This is a genomic window from Phenylobacterium sp. (assembly GCF_035569475.1).
In the GTDB taxonomy this organism is placed as follows: Bacteria; Pseudomonadota; Alphaproteobacteria; order Caulobacterales; family Caulobacteraceae; genus Phenylobacterium.
Window position 1 is genome coordinate 1 of sequence record NZ_DATMNA010000006.1, and the last position, 15,872, is coordinate 15,872.

16 protein-coding genes and 2 pseudogenes are annotated in these 15,872 nt (G+C 70.3%); 4 read left to right on the forward strand and 14 right to left on the reverse strand.

Translation table 11 applies throughout. The features are described 5' to 3' along the window. The 6 genes and pseudogenes from VNW53_RS00720 to VNW53_RS00745 all read right to left on the reverse strand — a co-directional run. A partial coding sequence (locus tag VNW53_RS00720; RefSeq protein WP_325552917.1) for an ATPase domain-containing protein occupies nt 1-1,386 on the reverse strand: 1,386 nt, incomplete at its 3' end. 104 nt (nt 1,387-1,490) lie between these two features. Next, nucleotides 1,491-1,592 (reverse strand): annotated as a pseudogene (locus VNW53_RS19880) (PEPxxWA-CTERM sorting domain-containing protein); the annotation flags it as partial. A 595-nt stretch (nt 1,593-2,187) separates the two neighbouring features. Next, a complete protein-coding gene (locus VNW53_RS00730) occupies nt 2,188-3,099 on the reverse strand; it encodes an SMP-30/gluconolactonase/LRE family protein (RefSeq protein ID WP_325552921.1) in 912 nt (303 codons plus the stop codon). Between the two features lie 42 nt (nt 3,100-3,141). Next, nucleotides 3,142-3,660 carry a dihydrofolate reductase gene (locus VNW53_RS00735; protein WP_325552922.1) on the reverse strand — a complete coding sequence of 173 codons (519 nt, stop codon included), beginning with the start codon at nt 3,658-3,660 and terminating at the stop codon, nt 3,142-3,144. Between the two features lie 60 nt (nt 3,661-3,720). After that, nucleotides 3,721-4,542 carry a thymidylate synthase gene (locus VNW53_RS00740; protein ID WP_325552924.1) on the reverse strand — a complete coding sequence of 274 codons (822 nt, stop codon included), beginning with the start codon at nt 4,540-4,542 and terminating at the stop codon, nt 3,721-3,723. Between the two features lie 155 nt (nt 4,543-4,697). Next, the gene (locus tag VNW53_RS00745) at nt 4,698-5,240 is read right to left on the reverse strand and encodes a DUF924 family protein (RefSeq protein WP_325552926.1); all 543 of its coding nucleotides are present in this window, start codon (nt 5,238-5,240) and stop codon (nt 4,698-4,700) included. Nucleotides 5,241-5,366: 126 nt separating this feature from the next. Between VNW53_RS00745 and VNW53_RS00750 the strand changes: the two genes are divergently transcribed. Further along, on the forward strand, nt 5,367-6,254 hold the full coding sequence (locus VNW53_RS00750; protein WP_325552927.1) for an RcnB family protein: 888 nt from the start codon (nt 5,367-5,369) through the stop codon (nt 6,252-6,254). A 35-nt stretch (nt 6,255-6,289) separates the two neighbouring features. Here the strand turns inward: VNW53_RS00750 and VNW53_RS00755 are convergent, their stop codons facing one another. Both VNW53_RS00755 and VNW53_RS00760 read right to left on the reverse strand, forming a co-directional pair. After that, nucleotides 6,290-6,760: a 5' nucleotidase, NT5C type gene (locus tag VNW53_RS00755; RefSeq protein WP_325552928.1), complete on the reverse strand. Its 471-nt coding sequence runs from the start codon at nt 6,758-6,760 to the stop codon at nt 6,290-6,292. Nucleotides 6,761-6,773: 13 nt separating this feature from the next. After that, complete coding sequence (locus VNW53_RS00760; RefSeq protein ID WP_325552929.1) at nt 6,774-7,265, reverse strand: Fur family transcriptional regulator; 492 nt, start codon at nt 7,263-7,265, stop codon at nt 6,774-6,776. 149 nt (nt 7,266-7,414) lie between these two features. Between VNW53_RS00760 and VNW53_RS00765 the strand changes: the two genes are divergently transcribed. Continuing rightward, nucleotides 7,415-9,538, forward strand: a complete 2,124-nt coding sequence (locus tag VNW53_RS00765; protein ID WP_325552930.1) for a TonB-dependent receptor — start codon at nt 7,415-7,417, stop codon at nt 9,536-9,538. A 187-nt stretch (nt 9,539-9,725) separates the two neighbouring features. Here VNW53_RS00765 and VNW53_RS00770 read toward each other — a convergent pair whose 3' ends face one another. The 3 genes from VNW53_RS00770 to VNW53_RS00780 form a co-directional block, all read right to left on the reverse strand. Then, the gene (locus VNW53_RS00770) at nt 9,726-10,778 is read right to left on the reverse strand and encodes a DUF4167 domain-containing protein (protein WP_414693226.1); all 1,053 of its coding nucleotides are present in this window, start codon (nt 10,776-10,778) and stop codon (nt 9,726-9,728) included. A 273-nt stretch (nt 10,779-11,051) separates the two neighbouring features. Continuing rightward, nucleotides 11,052-11,921, reverse strand: coding sequence for a peptide chain release factor N(5)-glutamine methyltransferase (prmC, locus tag VNW53_RS00775; RefSeq protein WP_325552933.1), 870 nt, complete (start codon nt 11,919-11,921; stop codon nt 11,052-11,054). After that, nucleotides 11,918-12,709, reverse strand: coding sequence for an MOSC domain-containing protein (locus VNW53_RS00780; protein ID WP_325552935.1), 792 nt, complete (start codon nt 12,707-12,709; stop codon nt 11,918-11,920). Before VNW53_RS00780 ends, prmC begins: the two co-directional genes overlap by 4 nt. A gap of 124 nt (nt 12,710-12,833) precedes the next feature. On the opposite strand from VNW53_RS00780, the gene VNW53_RS00785 reads away from it, so the two are divergent. Continuing rightward, the gene (locus VNW53_RS00785) at nt 12,834-13,853 is read left to right on the forward strand and encodes a YihY/virulence factor BrkB family protein (RefSeq protein ID WP_325552936.1); all 1,020 of its coding nucleotides are present in this window, start codon (nt 12,834-12,836) and stop codon (nt 13,851-13,853) included. Here VNW53_RS00785 and prfA read toward each other — a convergent pair. Further along, on the reverse strand, nt 13,850-14,926 hold the full coding sequence (gene prfA / locus VNW53_RS00790) for a peptide chain release factor 1 (protein WP_325552938.1): 1,077 nt from the start codon (nt 14,924-14,926) through the stop codon (nt 13,850-13,852). The genes VNW53_RS00785 and prfA overlap by 4 nt on opposite strands. A 130-nt stretch (nt 14,927-15,056) precedes the next feature. Between prfA and VNW53_RS00795 the strand changes: the two genes are divergently transcribed. Further along, nucleotides 15,057-15,236: a hypothetical protein gene (locus tag VNW53_RS00795; protein ID WP_325552940.1), complete on the forward strand. Its 180-nt coding sequence runs from the start codon at nt 15,057-15,059 to the stop codon at nt 15,234-15,236. Between the two features lie 76 nt (nt 15,237-15,312). On the opposite strand, the gene VNW53_RS00800 is transcribed toward VNW53_RS00795, so the two are convergent. Then, nucleotides 15,313-15,609, reverse strand: coding sequence for a hypothetical protein (locus VNW53_RS00800; protein WP_325552942.1), 297 nt, complete (start codon nt 15,607-15,609; stop codon nt 15,313-15,315). Between the two features lie 115 nt (nt 15,610-15,724). Continuing rightward, a pseudogene (locus VNW53_RS00805) lies at nt 15,725-15,872 on the reverse strand (4-hydroxy-3-methylbut-2-en-1-yl diphosphate synthase); the annotation flags it as partial.

Here is a 15,872-nt window from a genome sequence, read left to right on the forward strand (position 1 = left end):
GTCGCCGATGGTGTATTCGCGGATCGTCTTCTCGTGGGCGCCGGTGCGCTTCTTGATCACCGAGACCGCGCGGCGCACGTGGCCCGCCGCCTCGAAGTAGCGCAGCAGCAGCACGGTGTCGGCCAGGTAGGTGACGTCGACCGGGGCCTTCATCTCGCCCACGAGGCCGTGCTGGGCGACGGTGAGGAAGGTCGTCGCGCCCTGGCGGTTCAGGTACTGCAGCAGCTCGTGCATGTGCAGGACCAGGAAGCTCTCTTCCGGCATCGCCGCCTGGTAGCCGTTGAGGCTGTCGATGATCACCGTCTTGATGCCGGCGCCGTCGACCACCTCGCGCACGGACGCGGAGAACTCGCCGGGCGACATCTCCGCCGCGTCCACCTGCTTGACCATGAGCTGGCCGTCCGCGGTCAGGGCGTCGAGGTCGATGCCGAAGGCCTTGACGCGGGAATAGAGCAGGCCCAGCTCCTCATCGAAGACGAAAAGCGCCGCACGCTCGCCCCGGCGGATGGCGGTGAGCGCGAAGTAGAGCGACATCAGCGACTTGCCGGTGCCGGCCGGGCCCAGGATCAGGCAGCTCGACCCCCGTTCGATCCCACCGCCCAGCAGCCCGTCCAGCCCCGGCTCGCCGCTCGACAGCGCCGTGCGGTCGAATTTGGTGCGGTGCTCCAGGGAGACGAGGCGCGGATAAACCTCCAGGCCGCCGGTCTTGATCGTGAAGTCGTGGTAGCCGCCGCGGAACTTGCGGCTGCGGTATTTGACGATCCGCAGGCGCCGCCGTTCCGATCCGTATTCGGGCGCCCGCTCCTCCAGGCGCACGACGCCGTGGGCGACGCTGTGCACGGTCTTGTCCAGGGCCTCGGTGGTCAGGTCGTCGAGCAGCAGGACTGTGGTCGCCTTCTTGGCGAAGTAGTGCTTCAGCGCCAGCACCTGGCGGCGGTAGCGCAGCGAGTTCTGCGCCAGCAGGCGGATCTCCGAAAGGCTGTCGATCACCACCCGGTGCGGCTTGAGGCGCTCCACCGCGTCGAAGATCAGTCGCGTGGTCTCCCCCAGCTCGAGGTCGGAGGAATAGAGCAGGCTCTGCTGCTGCTGTTCGTCCAGCAGGCTTTCGGGCGGCACGAGTTCAAAGATGTCGATGCCGCCGAGGTCCCAGCCGTGCGAACGGCCCGCGTCGCGCAGTTCCTCCTCGGTCTCGGAGAGGGTGATATAGAGCGTGCGCTCGCCGCGCGCCGCGCCCTCCGCCAGGAAGGCGAGGGCCGCCGTGGTCTTGCCGGTGCCGGGACTGCCTTCCAGCAGGAAGACGCGACCGCGGATCAGGCCGCCGCAGAGGATTTCATCCAAGCCGCCGATACCGGTCAGAGCATCGCCCGACGAGAGAACTTTCGTCATCTACCCTAGTCTCGCAGCCACGCCGCAGCGCCTACGCCCCAGCTTTACGGGGGGAAAATGCGCAAACTATCGGGCAGTTCCGGCGAACGGCGGCCGGACAGGGTCTAGGCGAGCGTCGGGACGCCCCGGCGGCGGCGCAGGAGCGCGCCGACGCCGCCGAAGCCCAGGATCATCATCGCCCAGGCGGCGGGCTCGGGGATGGCGCCTTGCGCGAGGTTTCCAAGGCCGCCGGCAGGCGGCGCGGTCTCGGCGCTCAGCACGCCGACCGAATGCTCCAGGTACGCGACGCCGGGCTTCGCCTGGTAGAGCTCGTAGACCGTGGGGCTGTCGGAGAACAGGTTGTACTCGTTGCCCGAGGCCCCGGAGAAGAACAGGCCCGGGTTGGAAAGCAGCGGCGCGGCGTTGGCGAAGACCACGTTGTCGAAGATGAACATGCCGTCGGCCGAGTAGGCGGCGTAGGGCTGGCCGGGGTTGGCGATCAGGCCGGTGACCGCATCGCCGTCGACGTCGCCGGTGACGCCGGTGACGTCATAGCCGCCCACGGCGTTGAGGGTGTCGAGGGTCTGCACGGTGAGTGTCGCCTCGGCGGGCGCTGCGCCGTTGGTGGCGGTGAAGGCGAGCAGCCAGGTCGCCGCCTGGGCGTGGCCGGCGAAAGCCGCGACGGCGACGAGGGCCGCCAGCTTGCGAATATGCGTCATTGGTCAAAACCCCACAGCGACGGCCCGTGGGTGCGGGCGCGTACGTCAACTGCGGAGCCTAGGCGGCCAAGGTTTCCATTTGGTGCTCGGCCGGCCCGCCGCCTCAGGCGTTGAAGTTGAGCCTCAGGCCGGGGCGCGGCCAGCGGGTCTTGTAGAGCTTGCCGGTGGAGGAGGCCGTGATCCAGGCGTCCCTCATGTCGGCCCCGCCGAACACGATGTTGGTGCAGACGAGGTCCGGGACCGCGAAATGCTCGATGGAGCCGTCCGGGTCGAAGGCGGTGATCCCGCCGTTGATGATGGTCGCCACGCAGACCTTGCCCCCGGCCTCCACGGCCAGGGAGTCCAGATACTGGAAGCCGTCGAGGTTCCTGATCACCCGGCCGGGGGCGAAGCCGGGCGGCGGCCCCAGGACGCCGGGCTCGGCGATGTCGAAGGCCCACAGGCGCGCGAGCTGGGTGTCGGCGGCGTAGACAGTCTTCTCGTCCGGCGAGAGGCCCACGCCGTTGGGGGCGATCAGGTGGTCGCGCTGGCGGCTGATGTGGGAGCCGTCGGCCTTGGCGTAGTAGAGGCCGCCGAACTTGCGGCCCTCGGGCGTGCCGCAGCCGTGGTCGGTGAACCACATGCCGCCCTGCCGGTCGAAGACCAGGTCGTTGGGCCCGATCAGCCGGCGGCCGTCGCAGGCCTCGTAGAGGGTTGTGAGCTTGCCCGTCGCCAGGTCGAACCGCTGGATCGAACCGCCCACATGGCTGGCCGGGGTCGGGCCCGGGATGGTCAGGCCCGCGTTGTCCAGCCACTCGAAGGAGCCGCCGTTGTTGGTGATGTAGACGGCGCCGTCGGGGCCTATGGCCGCGCCGTTGGGGCCGCCGCCGGTCTCGACCAGGGTGGTCTTGGCGCCGTCCGGCGAGACCCGGGTCAGGCGCCGCCCCTTGATCTCGGTCAGGATGATCGAGCCGTCGGCCATGGCGATGGGGCCTTCGGGGAACTCGAAGCCCTCGGCGACCAGCTCGATGTCCATGGCGTCTCTCCCCTTCGTCGTTGGGGAAACCCTAGCGGAAGATCAGCGGCGTTCCAGCACCCGGATGGTGAAGGGGTAGTCGTCGCCCTCGCCGGCCGGGTAGGCCTTGGCGGAGACCTCGGTCCAGCGGGCCATGTCCAGCGGCGGCAGGGTCACGTCGCCCTCGACCTCGGCGTCGACGTCGGTGAGGTAGATGCGGCCGGCCTTGGCGAGCGCCAGCTCGAACAGCGAGGCCCCGCCGATCACGCAGACCTCGCGGGCCCCGTCATCCTCCGCCTGTTCGCGGGCGATGGAGACCGCCTCGCCGAACTCTTCGCAGACCACCGCCCCGTGCGGCTCGAAGGAGCCGTCGCGGGAGAGCACGATGTTGGTCCGCCCGACCAGCGGCTTCTTCGGCAGGCTGTCCCAGGTCTTGCGGCCCATGATCACCGGCTTGCCCATGGTCACGGCGCGGAAGTTGGCCAGGTCGCTCTTCAGCCGCCACGCCAGGCCGCCGTCCTTGCCGATGACGCCGTTGCGGGCTCGAGCGATGGGACCGGCGGTGAGGGTGATGGGAGGCATGGACGTGGCCTTAGCACTCCGGCTCATCCCCGCGAAGGCGGGGGACCCCACGGACCTGAACTAGACCGCGATCGGCGCGGCGATCCGGTCGTGGGCCTGGTAGCCGCGGAGCTTGAAGTCCTCGTACTCGAAGGCGAACAGGTCGCGCTTGGGCGCGATCTCCAGGACGGGCAGGGGATAGGGCGTGCGGGTGAGCTGCTCGCGGGCCTGGTCGAGGTGGTTCAGGTAGAGGTGGGCGTCGCCCAGGGTGTGGACGAACTCGCCGGGCTTCAAGCCCGTGACCTGGGCGACCATCAGGGTCAGCAGGGCATAGCTGGCGATGTTGAACGGCACGCCCAGGAACACATCGGCGGAGCGCTGGTAGAGCTGGCAGCTCAGTTTCCCGTCCGCGACGAAGAACTGGAACAGGCAGTGGCAGGGCGGCAGCGCCATGTCCTCCACCTCGGCCGGATTCCAGGCCGAGACGATGTGGCGGCGGCTCTCGGGATTGGTTTTCAGCCCTTCGACCACTGCGGCGATCTGGTCGATGACCCGGCCGTCCGGCGCGGTCCAGGAGCGCCACTGCTTGCCGTAGACGGGGCCCAGCTCGCCGGTCTCGGCGTCGGCCCATTCGTCCCAGATGCTGACGCCGCGTTCCTGCAGCCAGCGCACGTTCGTGTCGCCGCGCAGGAACCAGAGCAGCTCCAGGATGATCGACTTCTTGTGCAGCTTCTTGGTTGTCAGCAGGGGAAAGCCCTGGGCGAGGTCGAATCGCATCTGGCGGCCGAAGACCCCGAGCGTGCCGGTGCCCGTCCGGTCGCCGCGCTGGACGCCATTGGCCAGGATGTCGGCCAGCAGGTCGAGGTACTGCCGCTCCGGATGCTCCGGGCCGGCAATTTCCAACTCATTCGAACGGGCTAGGGCGAACGGCGCGTTCAACGACTCGATCCACTGATTCGATTCGTCCAAGGGTCGTCCTTGCAGCCCTTGGTGTGAATCCTAATTCGTCCCCCACTAGATATGGTGAAACGAGTTAGTTGTGGATTAAGTTCTCCGCCTCACCCCCCGAAGCCGCCCTCGTCCAGGAACGCCTGCTCCTGTGGCGTGGTGACACGGCCGAGGGCGGCGTTGCGGTGGGGGAAGCGGCCGAAGCGGGCGATGATGTCGCGGTGGATGCCGGCCCATTTGAGGTTGTCGGCGTCGCCGGCCTCGGCGCACAGCGCCAGGCTGAAGTCCTGGTCGGCGATGTCCTCGGAATGCTCGAAGGGCAGGTAGAAGAAGTTGCGCAGGTCCGGCTCGACCTCGCGGTCGAAGCCCCGCTCGATGGCGGCGCGGGCGATGGCGCGGGCCTTGCCGTCGGTGGCGAAGGCGTGGCCGGAGCCGCGGTAGAGGTTGCGCGGGAACTGGTCGAGCAGGATCAGCAGCGCCAGCGATCCCTCGGCGCTCTGCGCCCAGCCGTCGTATTCGCCGCGCGCGGCGGCGTGGTGGGTGGGCTCGAATTTCAGGCGGATGGCGTCGTCGAAGGCGGAAACCTTCTTGAACCATTTCTGCGGGCCGGCGCCGCGCCAGAAGCCGAGGATATCGTTGATGTGCGCGATCACGTCGGTGCGCTCCGGTTCCTGACGTCTGGGCGTGCCGCGCCGTTCAAGCGTGGTTCAGCCAGCTCGGCAATAGTAGGGACACGTTTGATGCAACCCTCGGGGCCGTGGCGCCCTTGGAGCGACACTATGAAGACCACCCTTTCGACGACAGCGCTGGCGCTGTTGCTGCTGGCCGGCGCCGGCGGCGCGGCCGTGGCGCAGGACCGCGACCGCGGCGACCGGAGCGACCGCCAAGCCGCGCCGCAGCAGGCGCCGCATACCGCCGCGCCGCCCGCCGCACCGCCGGCCGGCCCTCCCGGCGGCGGCCACTGGAACGGCGGCCCGCAAGGCGGCGGCCCGCGCGGCGCGCCCCAAGCCGCGCCCCAGGGCGGCCCTCCGCCCGGCGCGCAGAGGCAACCCGGCGACCGGTTCAGCCCCCAGGCGCACGGCGTCGACGGGCGCGGCGGGCCGGGCCAGGGCTTCCAGGGCCCGCCTTCCGGCGCCGCCCCGCCGCAGCGCTTCAACCACGACCAGGGCCAGGGTCCGGGACCCGGACCGCAAGGCGGCGGCCCGCGGCAGTGGGACCATGAGCGCGGCCCGAACGTGGTGGTCCCGCCCGGCGCTGACCGGGGCGGAGATCGCGGCGGCGATCGCGGTGGCGACCGGGGCGGCGCACGCGGCTGGGATGGCCGCCAGGACGGCCACGCCGACGGCCGCGACGGCCGCTGGAACGGGCGCGGCGGCAATCCGGAGCATTGGCAGCCGGGCCGTTATCCGCCGGTCCTGTGGAGCCACGACCGCTACCGCGCCGGCCCGTATCGCGCGCCCTACGGCTACTACGTTCGCTCCTGGGGGTTCGGCGACTTCCTGCCGCGGCCCTGGTTCGCCGAATCCTATTGGCTCGGAGACTTCATCGACTACGGCCTGCCCTATCCGCCGCCTGGATTCGAGTGGGTCCGCGTCGGCCCCGACGCCCTGATGGTCGACCGCTACACGGGCCGCGTGGTCCAGGTGGTGAGGGGCATCTTCTGGTGAGCTGAGCCTTCCCTCCCCTTCATGGGGAGGGACGGTCAGATATAGCCCGCGGCCTTCAGGGCCTCGATCGACGTCCGCGCGGAGCGATGGTGGATGAAGAGGCCGCCGGCGTCCTCCCAGGCCCTGCGGTGCTGGTCGCGGTCGTCGACCAGCACGTCGCCCGGCTCGCAGTGCTCGCGCTTCAGGGCCGCGGTGGTGGTGATCACCGGCACGCCGGGGAAGTGGCGCGCGGCCCAGGCGCGCTTCTGCGGCTCGGCCCAGGTTCCGTGCGGCATGCCGGTCAGGATGATCGGGCTCCTGGCCTTCACGGCCTCGAAGAGCTCGCCCGCGTCGGGCATCGGGTCGAGGCGCTCGAAGAAGCGGTCGGCGGCCGCCAGGCGCTTCCAGAACTGGCCCGAGCCCCGAAGCTGCTCGAAGGCCTCCGACGGCATGCCGAGGATCGCCTCGGCGGACTTGTCGAAGTCGGCCAGGACGCCGTCGCAGTCGAGGTAGATCTGCCGTCTCAAGCGGTCTTGCGTCTCAGACCGCCTGGCAGGCGGGGCACAGGCCGCGCGCCTCCAGGGTGACCGACTTCACCGCATAACCCTTGGCGGCGGCGGCGGCCCGACCGGGGGCGAAGTCGGGTTCGAACTCCTCGGCCGCGCCGCAGCAGTCGCAGATCAGGAAGGCCGCCGCGTGGCCCGAGCCGTCCAGCCGGCAGGGGACATAGGCGTTGAGGCTCTCGATGCGGTGGGCGAAACCCAGCCGTTCGAGGAATTCCAGCGCCCGGTAGACGGTGGGCGGCTTGGCCGGCTCGCCGTCCTGGCCGAAGGCGGCGATCAGGTCATAGGCCTTCAGCGGGCCGTCGGCCTCCAGAAGCAGCTCCAGCACCCGGCGGCGCGGCGGGGTCAGCCGCTCCTGGATTTGGAGGCAGCGGTGCTCGGCGTGCAACAGGGCGTGGCGCAGGCTGGCGCCCGCGATCCCGGGGTGGGCGCCGTCCTCGTGGGTGCAGTCGGGCGAATGCATTTCCATCACGTAACGCTCCATGTGCCTGCGCCGCAACGGTCTTGACGCGTCGTCCCGTCTTCGCACGGAGTCGCTTGACGACCCGTTATGTTATTTCATAACAGCTATGATGTCGCGTAACGGCTCGCAAGGCGCCGGGTTCTCAAGGGGATATGATGTCGCATAAGTTCCTGCTGCTGGCGGCCGCCAGCGCCGCCACCCTGGCCGCCACCTCCGCTTCGGCGCAGAACGGGGCCGCCGCGGCCCCGCCCGCCGCGGAGGCCTCCGAGATCGTGGTCACGGCCCAGCGGTTGGACGCGGCCCGCTCGGAGATCGAGCCGGCGCTGGGGGCGACCAGCTATTCCATGCCCGAGGCGTTCATCAACAACCTGCCCTCCGGCGCCAACACCCAGCTCAACCAGGTGGTCCTCCAGGCGCCCGGCGTGGCCCAGGACAGCTTCGGCCAGCTTCACGTGCGCGGCGACCACGGCAACATCCAGTACCGCCTGAACAACGTCATCCTGCCCGAGGGCCTGCAGGTGTTCGGCCAGACGCTCTCGCCCCGGCTGGCGCAGAACATCGACCTGATCACCGGGGCTCTGCCTGCGCAGTACGGCATCCGCGACGCCGGCATCGTCAACATCACCACCAAGAGCGGCTTCAAGAACGGCGGCGAGGTGGGGATCTACGGCGGCAGCCACGGCCTGATCGAGCCCTCGATCGAGTACGGCGGCTCGTCGGGCGCCACCAGCGGCTTCGTCTCCGGCAGCTACACCGGCACGGACGTCGGCATCGAGAGCCCGGACGGCCGCGGCACCCCCCTGCACGACCATTCGGACCAGTACCAGGCCTTCGGCTACCTGGACCACATCCTGGACGACACCAGCCGGGTCTCGCTGGTCGCCGGCACGTCGCAGCAGAAGTTCCAGATCCCCGACGTCTCCGGCCTGCAGCCCAGCCTGGGCTTCAGCCAGAACGGGGTCACGGCCTTCCCCTCCGAGAAGCTCAACCAGAACCAGCGGGAAGGCACGAGCTACGCCACGATCACCTACCAGAAGACCACCGACAAGTTCACCGGCCAGGCCTCAGTCTTCGCCCGCTACTCGGAGCTGAAATACACGCCCGACGTCACCGGCGAGCTGCTGTTCAACGGCATCGCCCAGGCGGCGCGCAAGACCGACTTCTCAGTCGGGACCCAGCTCGAGGGGGTCTACAAGCTCAACGACGCCCACACGATCCGCGGCGGGGTGATCATGTCCTTCGATCACACCACCAGCGACACCAGCTCCCAGGTCTTCGCGCTGGACGCCAACGGCAATCAGATCGGCCCGGCGGCCGAGACGATCGTCGACAACAGCAAGGCCGACGCCCAGACCTATTCGGCCTATCTCGAGGACGAGTGGGCGATGACCGACAGCGTGACGGTGAACTACGGCCTGCGCTTCGACCAGCTGAACGCCTTCCGCCACGAGAACCAGCTCTCGCCGCGGGTGAACGTGGTCTGGAAGCCGATGGAGGGCACCACCATCCACGCCGGCTACGCGCGCTATTTCTCGCCGCCGCCGTTCGAGCTGATTTCCTCCGAGTCCTTCCTGAAGTTCGTCGGCACCAGCGCCGAGGCGCCGGGGACGACGAACGACCTGCCGCGCTCGGAGCGGGACAACTACTACGATGTCGGCGTGCAGCAGAAGTTCGGCGGCCTGACCCTGGGCGTCGACGTCTATGACAAGGAGGCCAAGAACCTGGTGGACGAGGGCCAGTTCGGCGCCCCGATCATCCTGACGCCGTTCAACTACAAGGTGGGCTACGCCCGGGGTGTCGAGTTCAGCGCCAACTACATGAAGGGCGGCTTCTCAGCCTATGGCAACTTCGCGATCTCGCGGGCCATGGGCAAGGACATCATCTCCAGCCAGTTCAACTTCAATCCCGACGACCTCGCCTATATCTCGACCCACTTCATCCACCTGGACCACGACCAGACCTATACGGCCTCGGCCGGCTTCGCCTACCGGTTCGACGAGGGCTCGCGGGTGTCGGCGGACCTGATCTACGGCTCGGGCCTGCGCAACACGCCGGACGGCGCGCCGCCGAACGGCGGCCACCAGCCCGCCTACACCCAGGTCAACCTGGGCGCGGCGCACGAGTTCGAGATGGCGGGCGGCCCGCTGACCCTGCGCGCCGACATCGTCAACCTGTTCGACGACAAGTACGGCATCCGCGACGGCTCGGGCGTCGGCGTCGGCGCCCCGCAGTTCGGCCCGCGCCGCGGCTTCTTCGCCGGCGTCAGCAAGGCGTTCTAGTGTCCTTCTCCCCTTGCGGGAGAAGGTGGCCTGCGAAGCAGGTCGGATGAGGGGGCGAACGCCCTATCCGGCCTGATCGCCCCATCGCGCGGCCAGCGGCGGGCGACCCCTCATCCGTCACCCTCCGGGCGACCCCTCATCCGTCACCCTCCGGGCGACACCTTCTCCCGCAAGGGGAGAAGGGCGCCTACGCTTCTTCGGCCTCGCTGGCGGCGGGGCCTTCGGCGCGCGGGGCGCGGCGGCGGCGGGGCTTGGGGGCCTCGTCCGAGGCTTCGGCGCGCGGCGCGGGCGCCTGCAGGAAGGCCGGGGCGTGGCTCTCGCCGCCATCGCTGTCGCGCAGCACGCGGCCTTTGCGCTCCGGGGCCGCGGCCGGGGCCAGCGGCGCCTGGGCCTGCGGCTCGACGACGGCCAGCGGGTCGCGCTCGGGCCGGTCGTCACGGGGGCGGTCGCGGTCGAAACGAGGGCGCTCGTCGCGCGGCGGCCGGTCGTCACGATTGCGGTCGTCACGGGGACGCTCGTCGCGTGGGCGCTCGTCCCGCGGCCGGTCGGTGTCGTAGCGGGGGCGATCGTCTCTCGGACGGTCGTCGCGGGGCCGGTCGTCCCGCTGGCCATCGCGCTGCCCATCCCTGGGGCGCTCGTCGCGCCAGGGGCGGTCGCGGCGGCCCTGGCCGCCGCCGTCGCCGCGGTCGCGGTTTTCGTAGCGCGGACGGTCTTCGCGCGGCTGGCCGTCCCGGGGCCGGTCGTCGCGTTGTCCGTCACGTTGTCCGTCCCTGGGGCGGTCGTCGCGCGGGCGCGGCTCGCCGCCGCCGTTCGGGGCGCCTTCGCGGGCCTGGCCGTTCTGCCAGCTTTCCGGGGTCTCGCCGGCCTCGGCGGAGGCCGCGTCGGCGGCTTCGGACTGGGCCTGGGCGCTCTCGTCCTCGAAATCGATGTCGAAGCCGGAAGAGAAATGGTCGCGGCCGAGGATCTCGCTGGCCGGGCGGGTGGGCTGCATGGCCCTCAAGAGGCGGAAATAGTGCTCGGCGTGCTGCAGATAGTTCTCGCCAAGGACCCGGTCGCCGGCCGCCGAGGCGTCGCGGGCGAGCTGCTGGTACTTCTCGAAGACGTGCTGGGCGTTGCCGCGCACCTTGGTCCCCTCGGGACCATTGGAGTCGAACGCGCGATTGGCGTTCTGGGCCTGGGGCTTGCCGCCCCCGCCGCCACCCCCGCCGCCGCCGCGATTGCGGCCGCGTTGACGCTTCATACCCTTGAAATCTCTCATTATTCGATGACCGTCTTGGTTTCCTGTCGGCGGACCTTGTCCGGGTCGGCCTGCGCTCTGTCTTCAGCGGGATCGGGCGCTCTCAGCCCGGTGTCGATTATGCTGACGCTAAGTGTTCCCCGTCTTCCGCCCGGAAGCCTTAAGCGAGAGGCCTTGGAAGCCGTCACGCCCCGTCGGGACTGGCGTGCGCCCTTCGCGGGACGCCTCTACCGGAAGCCGACGATTTTGGGTGGAGACAGATATCTAAGTAGCGAGTCAGGCTTGAACTTCCAAGGGCTTTTTCGCGCCTGCGACAACCCTGTCGCGGTCGCCGAGGTCGCGGAGGGTCTGGACGCCGAGCGCGCCGGCCTCACGGAAGAGGGCCTCGACGGCCTCCTTCTGGTCGTAGCCGATCTCCACGGCGAAGCGGCCGCCGGGCTTCAGCACCCGCAGGATCTCCGGGGCGAGGCGGCGATAGTGCACCAGTCCGTCGGGGCCGCCTTCGAGGGCCAGGCGGGGTTCATGGTCGCGCACTTCCGGCTCCAGGGTCTCCAGGACGTCGCTGGCGATATAGGGCGGGTTGGAGACCACCAGGTCGAAACTGTCCTCGCCGAGGCCCTCGGTCCAGTCGCCGCGCAGCAGGGCCATGCGGCCGGCCAGGCCCAGGCTCGCGGCGTTGTCGCGCGCCACCGCCAGCGCCTCTTCGGAGACGTCGACGCCCAGGCCCCTGGCCGCCGGCCGCTCGGCCAGGATGGAGAGCAGGATGGCGCCTGAGCCGACGCCCAGGTCCAGCACCGACCAGGGGGCGTGCTCGGGGAAGTCGCGCAGCACCCACTCGACCACCGTCTCGGTGTCGGGCCGCGGGGTCAGGACGTCGGGCGTGACGCTGAGCATGATCTTCCAGAAGCCCTTGCGTCCGAGGATGTGGCTGACCGGCTCGCGGTGCTCGCGGCGCGTCAGGTAGTCCTCGAGCCTGGCCTCCTGGTCGGGGGTGAGCGCGCGGTAGGGGTCGCCCACGATGTCGGCGCGGGTGGCGTCGGCGGCGGCCTCGACCAGCAGGCGCGCGTCGATCACCGGCCCGGAAAGGCCGGCGGCCTCCAGGCGTTTCTTGGCCTCCTGCCAGGCCTGCAGCAGGTTCAGGCTCATGCGGCGGGCTCCGACTCAGGCGGGACGGCGGGCGCGGTGACCGCATCGCCCAGGCCCACCGCCCCGGCGGCGGTCACTCGCACATATATCCCGCAGAACAGGTGGCCATAGTTGTCGAAGAGCGCCTTGGTGACGTCCAGGTCGCGCTCGGCTGTGGTCGGGTCGACGTGGGTCGCGGCGCAGCGGACGATGGGCTTGAAGACCTCGGCCTGCGCCCAGCCCAGCATCATCGCCTTGCCGGTCCAGCCGTTCTCCGCCCAGGCCGGCCAGCCCTCCACATAGAGGTTGGCGCGGAAGCGCAAGGGGTCGAGCTCGACGCCCATCCGTTGCGACAGGTCGCGGACGCTGGCCAGGTTGACGATCGAGACCTGGCCCAGGGGATGGTCGGTGAAGCGGTGCTCGCCGGGGGCCGCGACGACCCGCAAGGGCCCGCGGACGTCCTCGCCCAGCAGGCCGGTCAGCCAGGCGGCGAAGGTCTCGCGCGCGGCGGGCTCGGCCAGCCGGCCCATGAACTCGCTGGCGCCTGGGGCGGCGGCGTGCAGCACACCGGTCTCCGGGTCGTAGCGGGTGCGGGCGGCGGCGACCTTGGCGATCTGGGCCAGGACGGTGAACTTCTGCTTCGGGACGAAGGCGGGCGCGGCGGGATCGAAGCCCGAGGGGCCGTTCTCCACCGCCCAGATGCGGTCGTGCGGGAACCCCTCGCCGGGCGCGAGCGCCACCGTCGCCAGGGGCTCGGGCGTGAATCCCTTCACCGGATGCCGGAAGATGCCCGCCGCGTGACCGCTCATAGCCCGTACCTGCCGCAACCGCCGCCGCGCGACAAGCACAACGGCGGCCCGCGCCCAGGCCAGGGAACCGAACGGCCCAGGTTCGCCTTGTGCGGCCAGACCCCCAACCCCGCAGGCCCGCTCCATGAAACCCGGCCGACGCCCGCTGACCGCTCCGGCAATGCGCGCGGGCCCGGTCCTGCGCCTCGACCGGTGGAGCGCGCTGGGCGTGGGCATGCTGATCGGCCTGGCGACGGTGGTCCTGGACCGCTCCCTGCAGACAGGCCGGCGCCCGGCCGATCCGGGCGGCGCGGCGTCTCCCGCCCGGATCGGCCGGCGGGGCTGGAAGGCCGTCCTTCGGCGCACCGTGGCGGAGTTCAACGCCGACCAGATCCCCATCGTGGCCGGCGGTTCGACCTTCTTCGCCCTGCTGGCCCTGTTCCCCGCGCTCGGCCTGTTCGTCTCGCTCTACGGCCTGGTGGGCGACGTGCAGGGCGCGCAGCGCCAGGTCGCGGCCCTGCAGGGCGTGCTGCCGGCCGCCGGCGTCAGCGTGCTCGGCGAGCAGATGACCCGGCTGGCGGCCACGTCGCACGTGAGCCTCGGGCTCACCTTCCTGGTCAGCCTCCTGCTGTCGGTGCTGAGCGCCAACGCCGGCATGAAGGGCCTGATCGCGGGCCTGAACGTCGCCTACGAGCTGCGCGAGCGGCGCAACTTCTTCGTGCTCAACCTCGTGTCCCTGGGGTTCACGGCGGGCGCGATCGCCTTCGCCATGGTCGCGATGGGCGCGATCGTCGCCGTGCCCGAGGTGCTGGCGACGGTTCACCTGCAGATGTCGCCGGGCGCGAGCCTCCTGCGCTGGCCGCTGTTGCTGATCGCCGCGGCCGGCCTGTTCTCGGTCCTCTACCGCTTCGGCCCCTCGCCGCATGGAGCGCGATGGCGCTGGATCACCCCAGGCGGCGCGATCGCGTCGATCCTGTGGATGGGCATGTCGCTGGCGTTTTCGGCCTATGTCAGCCGGTTCGGCCGCTACGACGCGACCTATGGCTCGCTGGCCGCGATCGTCGGCTTCATGACCTGGATCTGGCTGTCGCTGACGATCGTCCTGCTCGGGGCGGAGTTCAACTCCGAGCTGGAGCAGGAGGCGGCCGGCCCGGGCCGGGTCTAGTTGAATTCGTCTTCCAGGGCCGAAAGCCGCGCGGCCTGATCCTCGGCGATCAGCGGGTCGATCACGTCGTCGAGCGCCTCGCCCTCCATGATCTTGGGCAGGTTGTAGAGCGTCAGGTTGATGCGGTGGTCGGTGACCCGGCCCTGCGGGAAGTTGTAGGTGCGGATCCGCTCGGAGCGGTCGCCGGAGCCCACCTGGCTCTTGCGCGCGTCGGAGCGGGCGGTGTCGAGGGCCTCGCGCTGCTGGTCGTAGAGCTTGACCTTCAGCGCCTTCATCGCCCGGGCGCGGTTCTGGTGCTGCGACTTCTCCGAGGAGGTCACCACGATGCCGGTGGGCAGGTGGGTGATGCGCACCGCCGAGTCGGTCTTGTTGACGTGCTGGCCGCCCGCGCCCGAGGAGCGGTAGGTGTCGATGCGGATGTCGGCGTCCTTGATGTCGATCTCGACCTCCTCGGGCTCCGGCAGGACCGCCACGGTGGCCGCGGAGGTGTGGATGCGGCCTTGCGCCTCGGTGGCCGGGACGCGCTGGACGCGGTGGACGCCGCTCTCGAACTTCAGCCGGCCGAACACGCCGTCGCCGGTGACCGCGGCGATGATCTCCTTGTAGCCGCCGGCGTCGCCCTCGGAGACCGAGTCGATCTCCACGCGCCAGCCGTGCTCGGCCGCGTAGCGCTGGTACATGCGGAAGAGGTCGCCGGCGAACAGGGCCGCCTCGTCGCCGCCCGTGCCGGCCCGGACTTCCAGCATGGCCGATGCGTTCTCGTCCCTGTCCTTGGGCGCCAGCAGCAGGGCCACCTCGCGTTCCAGGGCCGGCAGGCGCGCCTTCAGGGCCTCCAGCTCGTCGCGGGCCATGGCGGCCATCTCCGCGTCGCCGCCGGCGGCCATCTCCTCCAGCTCCGGCGCCTCGTCGCGGGCCCGCTGCAGGGTCTGGACGGCGTCGACCACGGGCTTCAGCTCGGCGTGCTCCTTGCCGAGCCGCACGATCTCCTGGCCGTCGGTGGCCGCGCCCATGCGCGCCTCGATCTCGCGGAAGCGGTCGAGCACCTGGTCGAGCCTGGCCTGGGGAAGTCGCAAAGCAATGGACGCCTGTTGAGAGGGGAGCTTCCTCTAGCGCCGTCCGGCCGCCTTGCCAAACCTGCGCCCCGTGGAGTCCGGGAACGTCGGCGCCGGGCGCCCGTTAGGTCCCGGCAACCGGAGACCGCAGATGAGCCAACCCATGACCACGAGGCTGACCGGGCGAAACATGCTGATCGCCTTCGTCGCCCTGGCCGCGCTGCTCGCCGCGGCCGGCGTCGCGGTGAACGCCCACCGCGGCAAGCCCCTGACCACCAACGCCGTGGGCAGCGCCTCCTCCGACCTCGCGGCGGGCGCGACGGCTCACTAGGCGTCCTCCATACGAAAAAGGCCTCCGCCCATCGCTGGGGGGAGGCCTGTTCCGACGCCAGGGGCGCAGGTCTGGCTTAGACGCGGACGCCGCTCAGCGGGGCGTTGCCGAAGGCGCCCAGCTTGACGTTGCCGGTCATGGCGTCGCCGGCCACCGTGGCGGTGAATTCCAGGGTCATCGGCATCGGCTGGGTGATGTCGGCGCTCCAAGTGAGCGTGTCCCCGGCGACCTTGCCGCTGACTTCGCTATCGCCCATTCGGCCCGAGGTCTTGCCGGTGAAGGTGTCGCCGCTGGTGGTGATCGAAGCGGTCACCTCCTGCGCGCCCATCGGCGTGTTGATGGTGATCTTCCAGTTCCCGTCTGCTGCGGCCATGTCTCGCTCCCAAAAAAGGCAGCCGCACCTAAGCGCGTATGGCCAAGGCGCGCAAGAGTGACACGGGCGTCATTTTCTTCATCCCGCCGCGTGCCGGGGAGGGATGACCATGGGCCTATTCCGCCGCCTGCGGGACCGCGGCCAGCTCCGCGGCGCGGGCTTCGACCAGCTCGACGATGTGGTCGACCATCCGGTCGTTGTCCATCTTGTGGTCGGGCCTGCCGGCCACATAGACCATGCCCGAGCCCTTGCCGCCGCCGGTG

Excerpts from the sequence above, each read along its gene's own strand:
- VNW53_RS00730 (WP_325552921.1), bottom strand. The coding sequence starts at position 3,099 with ATGGACATCGAGCTGGTCGCCGAGGGCTTCGAGTTCCCCGAAGGCCCC.
- VNW53_RS00735 (WP_325552922.1), bottom strand. The coding sequence starts at position 3,660 with ATGCCTCCCATCACCCTCACCGCCGGTCCCATCGCTCGAGCCCGCAAC.
- VNW53_RS00750 (WP_325552927.1), top strand. The coding sequence starts at position 5,367 with ATGAAGACCACCCTTTCGACGACAGCGCTGGCGCTGTTGCTGCTGGCC.
- VNW53_RS00760 (WP_325552929.1), bottom strand. The coding sequence starts at position 7,265 with ATGGAAATGCATTCGCCCGACTGCACCCACGAGGACGGCGCCCACCCC.
- VNW53_RS00765 (WP_325552930.1), top strand. The coding sequence starts at position 7,415 with ATGTCGCATAAGTTCCTGCTGCTGGCGGCCGCCAGCGCCGCCACCCTG.
- VNW53_RS00770 (WP_414693226.1), bottom strand. The coding sequence starts at position 10,778 with ATGAAGCGTCAACGCGGCCGCAATCGCGGCGGCGGCGGGGGTGGCGGC.
- prmC (WP_325552933.1), bottom strand. The coding sequence starts at position 11,921 with ATGAGCCTGAACCTGCTGCAGGCCTGGCAGGAGGCCAAGAAACGCCTG.
- VNW53_RS00780 (WP_325552935.1), bottom strand. The coding sequence starts at position 12,709 with ATGAGCGGTCACGCGGCGGGCATCTTCCGGCATCCGGTGAAGGGATTC.
- VNW53_RS00785 (WP_325552936.1), top strand. The coding sequence starts at position 12,834 with ATGAAACCCGGCCGACGCCCGCTGACCGCTCCGGCAATGCGCGCGGGC.
- VNW53_RS00795 (WP_325552940.1), top strand. The coding sequence starts at position 15,057 with ATGAGCCAACCCATGACCACGAGGCTGACCGGGCGAAACATGCTGATC.
- VNW53_RS00800 (WP_325552942.1), bottom strand. The coding sequence starts at position 15,609 with ATGGCCGCAGCAGACGGGAACTGGAAGATCACCATCAACACGCCGATG.